General features: G+C 70.5%; 10 protein-coding genes. All 10 read left to right on the top strand.

The genetic code is table 11. The annotated features are described in order from the left end of the window. Positions 1–35 precede the first annotated feature (35 nt). A complete protein-coding gene (locus QHF85_RS04425) occupies positions 36–1,661 on the top strand; it encodes an AgmX/PglI C-terminal domain-containing protein (protein WP_281325775.1) in 1,626 nt (541 codons plus the stop codon). A gap of 465 nt (positions 1,662–2,126) precedes the next feature. Beyond that, positions 2,127–3,377, top strand: coding sequence for an AgmX/PglI C-terminal domain-containing protein (locus tag QHF85_RS04430; RefSeq protein WP_281325776.1), 1,251 nt, complete (start codon positions 2,127–2,129; stop codon positions 3,375–3,377). A 33-nt stretch (positions 3,378–3,410) separates the two neighbouring features. Then, positions 3,411–4,412, top strand: coding sequence for an asparaginase (locus QHF85_RS04435; protein WP_281325777.1), 1,002 nt, complete (start codon positions 3,411–3,413; stop codon positions 4,410–4,412). Beyond that, entirely contained in the window at positions 4,409–5,353 is a 945-nt protein-coding gene (locus QHF85_RS04440) for a DMT family transporter (RefSeq protein ID WP_281325778.1), read from the top strand. Before QHF85_RS04435 ends, QHF85_RS04440 begins: the two co-directional genes overlap by 4 nt. A 75-nt stretch (positions 5,354–5,428) precedes the next feature. Further along, positions 5,429–7,963, top strand: coding sequence for a glycosyltransferase (locus tag QHF85_RS04445; protein WP_281325779.1), 2,535 nt, complete (start codon positions 5,429–5,431; stop codon positions 7,961–7,963). Between the two features lie 111 nt (positions 7,964–8,074). Beyond that, complete coding sequence (locus tag QHF85_RS04450) at positions 8,075–8,761, top strand: ClpXP protease specificity-enhancing factor SspB (protein WP_281325780.1); 687 nt, start codon at positions 8,075–8,077, stop codon at positions 8,759–8,761. A 58-nt stretch (positions 8,762–8,819) separates the two neighbouring features. Then, entirely contained in the window at positions 8,820–10,052 is a 1,233-nt protein-coding gene (locus QHF85_RS04455; RefSeq protein ID WP_281325781.1) for a branched-chain amino acid ABC transporter permease, read from the top strand. After that, positions 10,049–10,861 (top strand): ABC transporter ATP-binding protein, encoded by an 813-nt coding sequence (locus QHF85_RS04460; RefSeq protein WP_281325782.1) that lies wholly within the window; start codon positions 10,049–10,051, stop codon positions 10,859–10,861. The genes QHF85_RS04455 and QHF85_RS04460 overlap by 4 nt, the downstream gene beginning before the upstream one ends. After that, a complete protein-coding gene (locus tag QHF85_RS04465; protein WP_281325783.1) occupies positions 10,858–11,616 on the top strand; it encodes an ABC transporter ATP-binding protein in 759 nt (252 codons plus the stop codon). The genes QHF85_RS04460 and QHF85_RS04465 overlap by 4 nt, the downstream gene beginning before the upstream one ends. Positions 11,617–11,768: 152 nt before the next feature. Then, a complete protein-coding gene (locus tag QHF85_RS04470; RefSeq protein ID WP_281325784.1) occupies positions 11,769–12,137 on the top strand; it encodes a response regulator in 369 nt (122 codons plus the stop codon). Positions 12,138–12,249: the final 112 nt, after the last annotated feature.

The following is a 12,249-nucleotide window of genomic DNA, read 5'->3' on the forward strand; positions in this document are numbered from 1 at the left end:
CCGCCGTGCGCGGAGGAAATCAGGAGAGGTTTGTCATGGATCATCGCAACGAGAAGAAGCAGGCACTCGACTCGAACAACCCGTTCGTCGCCAAGGCGCCCGTGGATCTTTTCGGCGCGACCCAGGCGCGCCCCTTCGATCCCCGCGCTCTCTTCGCCGACAAGGCGAGCGAGCCCGAGACGGTGGCCGCCGACGCGCCCGAGGGTTCGTACACGTACGCGCTCGTCAAGAGCGGCCCCGAGGTCCCGGCCGAGGAGTGCGAGCGCGCGGACGAGGCGGTCGAGATCATGATCCTGTGGGGCGACTCGATCCTCCACGTCGCGCACCTCTCGCCGGTTCGTCCGTTCCACGTCGGCGAGGAGAACGCGGACTTCGTGATCCCCGCGGCCACGCTCGGCGCCTCGCAGCTCCCGGTCGTGCTCGTGGGCGCGGATGGCAAGGCGCGTGTCGTGGTTCCCGCGACGGCGAAGGCCTCGATCGAGACCGAGGGCCGGCGTGCTCCGGTCGACGCGACGAACGCGATGCCGTGCGCGGCGCTCGCGGGCAGCGTCGAGGTTTCGCTCTCGCTCGGCGCGCGGGTGAAGGTGGAGATCGGCGGCCTGACCATCCAGGTCGCGAGCGTGAAGGCGGGCCGCAAGGTCAAGGGCTCTGCCGTGGCGATGCAGGGCAAGGGTCTGTCCTGGCACGGCGTCTCTCTCGCAGTGCACGCCGGTCTGCTCGCGGCGGCCGCGTTTTTCCTCCCGCCCCTCGGCGTGACGGACGAGGGCGCGATCTCGGACGAGGACAAGTACTTCATTCAGCACGCGCTCGACGTGAGCGCGGAGCGCGAGGAGGAGAAGAAGGAGACGCCCGAGCTCGTCGAGACGACCGACAAGGCCCCCGGCGGCAGCTCCGGCGCGCGCGCCCAGGACAGCGAAGGCAAGATGGGCAGCACGACGAGCAGGAAGAGTGACGGCCGGTTCGCGATCTTCGGGGACAAGAACAACACGGACCCGCAGATCGCGCGCCAGGCGGCGATCAGCGAGGCGCACAACTTCGGCATGATCGGCCTGCTCAACGTGATGAACGGCGGCGACCCGAGCGCCGTCACGGCGAAGTGGGGCGGCGACACTTCGTTCGGCAGCGACGATCGAAGCGCCCTCGGCAACATGTGGGGTTCGTCGATCGACGAGGCCGCGGGTTCGGGTGGTCTCGGCGTGTCGGGCCACGAGGAGGGTGGTGGTGGCAAGGGTGAGGGCATCGGCATCGATCGCATCAACACGATCGGCGTGAACCTCGGCGGCCCCGGCGGCTTCAACCGCCAGCTCAAGCCGAAGGATCACAAGACGAGCGCGCCCATCATGCGTCCGCAGGGTGTCACGACGACCGGTCGTCTCCCGGCCGAGATCATCCAGCGGACCGTGCGGCAGAACTTCGGTCGCTTCCGGTTCTGCTACGAGCAGGGCCTGCGGACGAACCCGAACCTCCAGGGCCGCGTGGCCGTGCGGTTCGTGATCGGTCGCGACGGCAGCGTCTCGCAGGTGTCGAACGGCGGGTCGGATCTGCCCGACCAGAACGCGGTCTCCTGCGTGGTCCGCTCGTTCTACGGGATGAGCTTCCCGGCGCCGGAGGACGGCATCGTCACCGTGACGTACCCGATCATGTTCCAGCCCGGCAGCTGATCCAGCGCAACAACGCCCCTCTCTCGCCCGCCGGGGCCACCTCACACACGTGGGAGGTGGCCTCGGCGGTTTCCTTTTGTCGTTCCCACACGCGCCACGCGTCCTCACCGACGTGCTTCGCCCACCTGGGGCGCGTGGGATGCGTCCGCCCCGACCTCCTCGGGGAGCTGTGACGTGTGTGGGTCGCCCGTTCCGACCTCTCCCGCGCGGCTGTGACATGTGTGGGTCCTCGGATCCGACCTCCTTCGGCCGCTGGCATGTGTGGGAGGTGAGCTTCGGAGGGCTCGTTCGTCAGCTGTGACGTATGTGGACCCTCGTTCGAGGATCGGAGCTTCGTCTGGCACGCGTGTGAGGTCGTCGCCGAGCGCGCGTGCGCGCGTGAACGCCCTCCCTTCCTGCGCGTGCCCCCCTCGTGTACCTTTCCTCCAGGCGCAGGTCCTCGGCTGGAACGATCGGGAGGGTGTCGTGGTCGGTGTGTCCGTGGCCTCCGATCCGCCGGTTCGGGATGCAAGGGTGAGCGCCGCGGCGCGCGCCGTCGACGTCGTCGTGCGATGGGGGAGCGACTGCGTGCTCGCCGCCGTGGAGCTCTCGCCGCCGCGCTCGTTCTTCGTCGGCGACGAGGAGGGTTGCGACGTCGCATTGCCCGCGGAGATCGTGGGCGCTTCCCGCGCGGCCGTGCTGCTCGCGCGCTGGGACGGCGACGTGCGCGTCATCGTGCCGAAGGGCGCGCGTGTCGTGATCGGCGGCGAGGGCAAACCCATGACCCCCGCGCGCGCCATCGCGCGTGGCTTCGCCGAGACCTCGCGCGTTTCCCGCGACGCCGCCGAGATTCCGCTCGGGTCCGGCGGGACGATCGCCGTGCGCATCGGGCCGATCACGATCGAGATCACCGGCAGCGACGGCGCTCCCCGCGCGCCACGCGAGCCCATGCTCGAGCGTCGCCTCGGGCTCTCGCACCTCGCTTCGGTGCTGCTCCACCTGCTCGTCTTCGTGTTCGTGGCCTCGCGGTTCCAGCCCATCGACGACGACGACTTCGACGGCATCACGGACGATCAGCGGTTCTACATCCAGCAGATGATCCAACGCAGCAACGAGCGGGAGATGGAAGGGCTCTACGCCGACGAGATCGCGGGCCTCGAGCGCAGGGCACAGCGCCGGCAACGCAAGAGCCGCACGGAGATGGAGATCGAAGCGGCGTGGATGCGCTCGCTTCAGGCCGCGGGCGAGCGCTGGAACGCGGAAGAGTTTGCCCGTGCGCGTGCCGGTGAGCCCGAAGACGCCCGCGAGACCGGCCTGATCGGGCTGCTCTACGATCGGCCGCCGAAGCCGCCAAAGGCCGCGACGCCGATTCGCTACGACGAACCCCCGGAGCCCAAAGGGCGCGGCGCCACGCAGACGCGACCGGGCGCAATGGCCCTGAGCGGTCGGCTGCCTCCGGAGGTGGTGCGGCGGATCATCCGGCAGAACTTCGGGCGCTTCCGGCTCTGTTACGAGAACGGCCTGCGCAACAACCCGAACCTCCAGGGGCGCGTCTCCGTGCGCTTCGTGATCGGCGCCGACGGCGCGGTGTCGAACGTGGGCAACGGCGGGTCGGACATGCCCGACGGCGGCGTCGTGTCATGCATCGTGCGCTCCTTCGAAGGCCTGAGCTTCCCGAGGCCCGAAGGCGGGATCGTGACGGTGGTCTACCCCCTCATGTTCGCGCCGGGCGGATGAGCCAATCGCCGAACCTTTGCTAGTCTCGCGCCCGTGCGGCTCTTGCTGATCCACACGGGGGGGACGCTCATGATGCGCGGCGGCGATCCGACGCCGCTCGAACCCGACGTGTACACACGCGACCTCGTCGCGGAGCTGCCCGTCCTTCGCAAGCTCGCCGAGATCGAGACGAAGATCCTCTACAACCTCGACTCGGCCGACTTCCAACCTCACCACTGGGTCGAGCTCGCCGAGACCGTTCACGCCTCGCTCGATCGCTACGACGGCTTCGTGATCGTGCACGGCACGGACACGATGGCCTACACCGCGAGCGCGCTCGCGTTCCTCCTGCCCGGGCTCGATCGTCCCGTGATCCTGACGGGCGCGCAGAAGCCGCTCGCCGACGTGCGCAGCGACGCGCGGACGAACCTCGTCGACGCCTGCCATCTGGCGACCACGCGGATCCCGGAGGTCGGCATCGCGTTCCACTCGGAGCTGCTGCGCGGCTGTCGCGCGACGAAGCTCGACGCGTGGGGGATGAAGGCCTTCGGTTCGCCCGCGTGTCCGCCGCTCGCGGAGCTCGGCCTCGGCGTGAACCTCGCGGGGCACGTGCTCGCGCCGCGACCTCGGGCCTCGTTCGACGGCCGGCTCGAGCCTCACGTGCTCGCGGTGCGCACGTTCCCGGGGCTCGATCCGCGGCTCTTGCACGGCGCGCTCGCGGCGGGCGTGCGCGGCATGGTGATCGAGGCGTTCGGCGCGGGGAACGTGCCGCGGCTGGAGAACTCGCTCGTGCCCGTGCTCGAAGCGGCGCGCGCCGCGGACGTGCCCGTGGTGATCGTGAGCCAGTCGACGCGCGGCGCGGTGGATCTGACGCGGTACCACGGCGGCGTCGCGGCCGCGCGGGCAGGGGCGATCGGCGCCGGGGACATGACGACGGAGGCCGCGCTGACGAAGCTCATGATCGTGCTCGGTCGCGCGGCGGACGAGACCGGGGGTCGCGCCTCCGCGGCGCGCGCGGCGTTCGCCGCGTCGTGGGCCGGCGAGATCAGCCTGTGAGCGAGAAGCTCGAGGGCCGCGGTCGCGCGGCGCTGTTCATCACGATCGCGAGTTTGTCCTTCGCCGTGAGCGCGCCGATGGCCGTGGTGGCGAAGCCCGCGCACCCGCTGTTCCTCGCGTTCGGACGCGTGTTTCTCGCGTCGCTCCTGCTCTTCGCGTTCGATCCGGCGGGCGTCGTGCGCCACGCGCGCGCGCTGCCTTCCGGGGTGCGCCTCCGCATCCTCGCGTGCGGGGCGATGCTCGGCGCGCACTTCGCGCTCTTTCAGGTCGGGCTCTTCGCGACCTCGCTGCCGGCGGCCGTCTCGCTCGTCTCGCTCGAGCCGCTCAGCGTGGTCGTCTTCGCGTTCCTCGTGCACGGCGTGCGACCGACGCGCCGCGAGCAGGTCGGCGTGCTCCTCGCGACCGCGGGCGCCGTGGTGATCGGGCGCGCGGCAGGCACGGGCGAACACAAGCTCACGGGCGATCTCTTCGTGCTCGGCGCGGTCTCGCTCTACGGGCTCTACGTGGCGGCCGCGCGCGCCATCAAGGACGCCTTGCCCGCGCGGCACGCGGGCTCCTTGATCTACGGCGTCGCCGCGATCGTGACCTTCATCGTGTTGCCGCCGCTCGGCGCGCTCGACGGCGTGACGAGCTTGCCCGCGACGTCGTTCGTGGCCCTCGCGGCGATCGCCGTCGTCCCCACGCTCATCGGGCACACCTCGGTGCAGGCCGCGGCGCGCACGCTCCCGCCTGCGATCGTGGCGCTCGTGTCGCCGGGCGAGACGCTCGGCGGGCTCGTGATCGGCGCGGTGTTCCTCGGCGCCAAACCCACGGGCATGGAGCTGCTCGGCGCGGCCATCATCCTCGCCGGCGTGCTCGTCGCGATCCTCGGACCCGAGGTCCGGACGGACGCGCCGCGCGCCGCGGAAGACCCGGACGCACGCAAGTCGCCCGGGGCGTGATCGAGGCCGATTTCCCGCTGGATCCAGCACGGCCGCGCGCTTGACACGGGCCCCTCCGAGGGGACGCTCGCTGCGATGTACGCGAGCCTGTTCCAGTCGGTGCTTTTCCCGCTGTACGAGACCCACCTCCGGAAGCGCGACACGCTGCGGGCGCTCTCCGAGCTCGAACAGTCGCAGTGGCGCACGCCGGAAGAGGTCGCCGAGGACTCGTTCCGGCGGCTCCTCGAAGCGCTCCGCCACGCCGAGAAGAACGTGCCGTTCTACCGGCGTCGCTTCGCGGAGCACGGCGTGCGCGTTAGCCAGGTGAAGGCGCCCGAGGACCTCGCGGCGTTCCCGATCCTCACGAAGGAAGACGTGCGCCTCTACAGCAAGGAGCTCGTCGCCGAGACGCACGTGGGGACGCTCCATCAGAGCGCGACCGGAGGCTCGACCGGCGTGCCGGTGCGCTTCGCGTACGATCATCCGACGTACGAACGACGTGTCGCGGCCGCGCTGCGCGCCGACGGATGGGCCGGCGCGGAGATGGGTGAGAAGGAGCTCCACGTCTGGGGTCGTGCGCCGAGCGAAAAGAAGGGATTCGTCACGGCGAAGCGCGCGGTGCAGGAGATGCTCTGGCGGCGCAAGTACATCTCGACCTTCCATTTGCGCTCCGATCGGCTCGCCGAGACGGTGCGCGAGATCGTGGACTACGCGCCGCGCATCATCGTTGGTTACACGACGCCGCTCTTCCTCCTCGCGCGCGCCGCGCTGGAGCACGGCATCACGATCCCTCGGCCGCGCGGCATCATCACCTCGGCGGAAAAACTCTTCGAGCCGCAGCGCGAGGTCATCGAGCGCGCGTTCGGCGCGCCCGTTTTCGATCGGTACGGCTGCCGCGAGGTGATGCTGATCGGCGCCGAGTGCGAGCGGCACGAGGGGCTGCACGTGCACGCCGAGGGCGTCTTCGTCGAGCTCTGTAGCGGTGGTCGCCCCGTCCCCGTGGGCGCGCCCGGCGAGGTGATCCTCACCGACCTCTACAACCGCGCGATGCCGTTCATCCGCTACCGCAACGACGACGTGGCCATCGCCAAGGCCGGCGCCTGCGCGTGTGGTCGAGGGCTGCCGCGGCTCGCCTCGGTCGAGGGACGCGTGCTCGACCTGCTCGTCGGCGAGGACAGCCGCATCGTCGCCGGCGAGATGATTCCGTTTCTGTTCAAAGATTTGCCCGTCGAGCGCTACCAGGTCCACCAGCGCGCCGATCGCACGGTGACGCTGCGCATCGTGCCGGGGCCGAGCTACGGGCCCGAGGTGACGAAGCTCGTCGACGAGCGCCTGCGGCTCGTGCTCGGCGCGAACGCGCCGCTCACCGTGGAGCTCGTGCGTGACATCCCGCTCACCGCCGCGGGCAAACATCGGGTCACGGTCTCCGAGGTGCCCGTCGACCTCGGCAGCGTGACGATCAAGAAGCCGAACGAGGAAAAACCCGCGTCACGCGCCGCGACGCCGAGGCCCCGCACGCGCGTCGCGCACGTCGTGCTCGGCCTTCGAGCAGGCGGACTCGAGCGTGTCGTGCTCGACCTCGTGCAAGGCATCGACCGCGCGCGCTTCGATCCCATGGTGGTCGCGCTCGACGAGCCGGGCGAGCTCTCGCCACGCCTCGCGCCGATGGATGTGCCGCTGCGCCTCCTCCGGCGCGGCAAGGGGCTCGATCCGGCCGTGATCGGCGAGCTCGCGGATCTGTTCGGCCGTGAAGGGATCGACCTCGTGCACACGCACAACCCACGCCCGCACGTGCACGGCGCGATCGCGGCCCTCGCCGCGCGGCGCGTGACGGGCAAGCGTCCACGCGTGGTCCACACGAAACACGGGCGCAACTACCCCGACGACCTCGGGCGCGTGCTCGCGAACCGCATGGCCTCGGCCCTCTCCGACCGCATCGTGGCCGTGAGCGACGACGCGCGGCGCGTGGCCCTCTCGATCGAGCGCGGCAGCGCGCGGCGGCTCGTGACGATCCGCAACGGCGTCGACACGCGCGCCTACAAGCCCGGTGACGCCACGCGCGCGAGGCATGCGCTCGGCGTGCCCGCGGGCGTGCTCCACGTGGGCTGCGTGGCGCGCCTCTCGGCCGAGAAGGACCACGCCTCGCTGATCCAGGCGTTTGCGCGCGTGCGCACGAGTCACCCCGGAGCGCGGCTCACGCTCGTCGGCGACGGGGCCGAGCGCGCTTCGCTCGAAGAGCTGGTGAAGAAGTTCGGCCTGCAAGGCGCGGTGAGCTTGCTCGGCCACCGCGACGACGTCGCCGCGCTCCTGCCCGGCTTCGACCTCTTCGCGCTCGCGTCGCGCACCGAGGGCACGAGCCTCACGCTCCTCGAAGCCGCGGCCGCAGGCCTGCCGATCGTCGCCACGCGCGTTGGCGGAAATCCCGAGATCGTGACCAATGGCGAGACCGGCCTCCTCGTCCCCGCCGGAGAGCCCGCCGCGCTCGCCGATGCGATCGGGAGCGTGTGGGCGCGACCCGATCGCGCGCGCATGGGCGCCGCCGGCCGCGCGCTCGTGGAGGAACGTTATGGGATCGGAAAGATGATCTCCGCCTACGAGACCCTCTACGCCGAGGTGCTGCGCCTCGCCTGAGGCTGCTTGGTCTCGCCGAGCGCGCGCCGGCCTCCGAGCGGGCGCGCGCGGCGTGCGGATCGCGCATTCCGGGCTTGGCGAGATGCGCGCTTACAGGGTATCGGAGAGAGGATGTCCGACGGTCACCAGAAGCTCCCGCCCAAGAAGGAGGTCGCGCTCGCTCTGCTCGAGGGGCCCAGCATGTTCGTGCACCTCGACCCGCGACGCTCGGGCGTGTCGGTGCCGAAGCGCTTCCTCGACAAGCCGCAGCTCGTCCTGCAAATCGGGATGAACATGTTCGTCCCGATCCCCGACCTCAAGGTCGACGACGAGGGCATCACGTGCACGCTCTCGTTCGATCGGGCTCCCTTCTGGTGCCGCATGCCCTGGAACGCGATCTACGCGCTCGTCGGCGAGGACGGCCGGGGGATGATGTGGCCGACCGACATCCCGCCCGAGGTCGTGGCGCAGATGCAGGCCCCGCCGCAGCAGGCGAAGGACGCGCCGAAGCCCGCGCAGAAGAAGCCGCGCGCCAAGCTCGCCGCCGTCTCGGACGCGCCGCCGGAGCCCGAGCCGAAGCCGCTCGCCGAGGAGCCCGCCCCGGCGCGGACCGAGTCGGACGAGGAGGCCGCCGCGAAGGAAGGTTCGTCGGGCGAAGCGGCGGCGGCGGCGGCGACGGCGGAAACGACGGAGAGCAGCGCCGAAGAGCCGAAGACCGTGGAAGCGACGGAGTCTCCGCGTCCGCAGGCGGCGCCCGCACCGGGCCCGGGTCGCAAGCCGCGCCGCGAGCTGCCGCCCTACCTGCGGGTAGTGAAGTAAGATCCCGCGTCGCTCCTGCTTGACCGTGGGAGCCGGCCGCGCGAGTTTTCCACCGCCCATGTCCCCCTCGACGCTGGGAGACGCCGCTCGGTCGAGCCGAGCCACGTCGCCCAACCCCCTCCTGCGCCGCATCCTGGTCACGCTGGCCCTCCTCGGCGCCGTCGTGGGGCTCGAGTTCGCGTTCGACACGCTCGTGCCCGACGCGGCTCTGCAGCAGCTCGTGCTGTTCGCCCTGGTGAACGTCGTCGTGGCCCTCTCGCTGAACGTCATCAACGGGATGGCGGGACAGTTCTCCATCGGCCACGCCGGCTTCGTCGGGATCGGCGCGTACACGGCCGCGATCGTCGCGGGCCACATCCACAAGGCGCTCGGCGCCGACGACATCCTCTTCTCGAACTCGTTCATCGTCATGCCCGCGGCGATCCTCGCGGCGGGCGCGGTGGCCGCGATCTTCGGGTTCGTCGTGGGCCTGCCGAGCCTCCGGCTCCGCGGCGACTACCTCGCGATCGTCACGCTCGGCTTCGCCGAGATCTTCCGGCTGGTCATCGCGACGGCGCAGACAGGCGGCGACGTCGAGGGGCCGGTCGCGCAGTTCCTCGCCTACCTCGGCGGGCAGAACGGCTACGCCGGGCCCGATCGCAACGGCGTGCCTCAGTATGCCGGCCCGTTCTGGATCTTCGGCGCGGCCGTGGTCGCGGTGATCATCGCGTGGCGGCTCAAGTTCTCGGGCTGGGGGCGCGCGCTCCGTGCGCTGCGCGAGGACGAGATCGCGACGGCGAGCGTGGGCGTCGATCCGACGCGGTACAAGGTGACCTCGTTCGTCATCGCGGCGACCGGGGCCGGCATCGCGGGCGCGATGCTCGCGTCGATGCGCAACGGCAACCCCACCGTCCAGCCCGATCAGTTCACCTTCGCCTACTCGTTCGACGCGATCACCATGGTGATCCTCGGCGGCTCGGGCAGCGTGTCCGGCGCGATCGTCGGCGGCGTGTTCGTCACGTTCACCGTGAAGATGATCGAGCAGCTCCAGCGCTTCGAGTCGGTGCAGGCGCTCCAGGCGGCCTACCCCGCGCTCGACCTCAACGCGCTGCGCATGGTCGTCTACGCCTCGGTGCTGATCGGCCTCATGATCCTGCGCCCCGAGGGCATCTTCGGCGAGCGCGAGCTCTTCCGGCGCAAGCCTCGCCAGCGTGTCAGCCACGCTCCGCCCGAGCCCGTGCCTGCGCGGACCGAGGTGGAGGCGAACCCCGAGAACGAGACGGGTCCGTTCACCGGGAAGGCGGACAAGTGAGCGCGCTCGATCTCCAGGGCGTGACGAAGACCTTCGGCGGATTGCGCGCCGTCGGAGGCGTGACCTTCAAGGTGCCGGAGCGCTCGATCTTCGGCCTCATCGGTCCGAACGGCGCGGGCAAGACGACGGTCTTCAACCTCGTGACCGGCGTCTACAAGCCCGACAGTGGCTCGATTCGCTTCGCCGGCGAGGAGCTCTCGCTGTTGAAGCCCGCGCAGATCGCGCGTCGCGGCGTCGCCCGCACCTTCCAGAACATCCGCCTCTTCGGTCAGCTCACCGTTCTCGAGAACGTGCTCGTGGCGTGCGAGAACCGCCGTCGCTCGGGCCTCCTCTCGGCCCTGCTTCGCTCGCCTTCGTTCTTCCGCGACGAGGCCGAGATGCAGCGCCGCGCGATCGAGCTGCTCGCGATCTTCGACCTCGACAAGCTCGCCGACGAGACCTCGACCTCGCTCTCGTACGGCAACCAGCGCAGGCTCGAGATCGCCCGCGCGATGATGCTCGAACCGAAGATCCTGCTGCTCGACGAGCCGGCCGCGGGCATGAACTACGGCGAGGCCGAGGGCCTGAAGAAGCAGATCCGCTGGCTGCGCGATCGCTTCGATCTGACGGTCATCCTCGTCGAGCACAACATGCAGGTCGTCATGGGCGTGTGCGAGGAGATCCACGTGCTCGACCACGGCGAGACCATCGCCCACGGCACGCCCGAGGAGGTCCGCAAGAACCCCAAGGTGCTCGCCGCGTACCTCGGCGAAGAGACCCCGGACGAGGCCGCGTCCGCCGCCCCGGCCGAGGAGGAGGCCGCGACGTGAAGACCGCGCACCCGACGCGAAAGGCCCCCACGGCCGAGGTGGGCAAGCCGCTGCTCGTCGTGGAGAACCTCGCCGTCTCGTATGGCGGCATCAAGGCGCTGAAGGGCGTGAGCCTGGAGGTACGCCGCGGCGAGATCGTCGCGATGATCGGCGCCAACGGCGCGGGCAAGACGACGACGCTGAAGACGATCGTGCGGCTCTTGCCGATCGCCGCGGGCAAGGTCGTCTACGACGGCAAGGACCTCGCGGCTGTCCCGGCCGAGGAGATCGTGAGCCTCGGCGTCTCGCTCGTCCCCGAGGGCCGCGCGATCTTCCCGAACCTCACGGTGCGCGAGAACCTGGAGATCGGCGCCTGGAACCACAAGAAGCAGGCGACGATGGACGAGACGCTCGAGGACGTGGTGCGCCTCTTCCCGCGCCTCGGCGAGCGCATGAAGCAGGAGGGCGGCACGCTCTCGGGCGGTGAGCAGCAGATGCTCGCGATTGGCCGCGCGCTGATGGCCAGGCCTTCCATGCTCCTGCTCGACGAGCCCTCGCTCGGCATCGCGCCGCGGCTCGTCGCGGACATCTTCGAGGCGATCGCCCGCGTCGCGCAGGCCGGCACGACCATCCTCCTCGTCGAGCAGAACACGCGCCTGGCGCTGAAATACAGCATGCGGGCGTACGTGCTCCGTACCGGCGAGATCGCGATGAGCGGCGACTCGAAGGAGCTCGCGGCGAACGAAGAGGTCCGCGCGGCCTATCTCGGCGGCTGACGCTCGCCCCGATCGCTGCTGCGAAATGACGCGGCACGTGATGTGCAATCGCGATCGCACCGCGCCACCCGGTACGCCGCGCCGAACCCGCAGTCTGCGCGTTCGCCGGTTCTTGGGCCCACGGGCGCGTCTTTTGCTAGGGGCGAATCATCATGGATAACGCAGCTGCGATCCGCGTCCTGGTCATCGACGAGAACCCCGCGAGCGCCGGGGATCTGGCCTCGTTCCTCTCCGCGCATCATTACGACGTGTCGACGTGCTCCGCTCTGGACGGGGCCCGGAGCGCGGTCTCGTCGCGCAGGCCGCACGTGCTCGTGCTCGCGACGAAGGATCATCCGCACGCCGAGGTCGAGGAGGTGCGCAAGGTGTATCCCCGGCTGCCGCTCGTGCTCCTGACGGAAGAAGCGGGCCAGGAGCTCCTGCTCGACGTCGAGGCGTTCGCCCCCGCGGTCCCGGCTTGCCCTGCGCGCGGCTTCGGCCACATCGAGGCCGCCGTCGAAGCTGCCGCGCACTTTTCCTGACCTCCTTCCACCTCGATCCTCGCGCGATCCACATCCGAAGGGCCGGCGGGTTCGTCGTGGCTCGACGGACACGCCTGCGTGTCCTTGCGCCATGCTTGCGCGGCGCGGCGGG

This window comes from Polyangium sp. 6x1, from assembly GCF_029946515.1.
Lineage (GTDB): Bacteria > Myxococcota_A > Polyangia > Polyangiales > Polyangiaceae > Polyangium.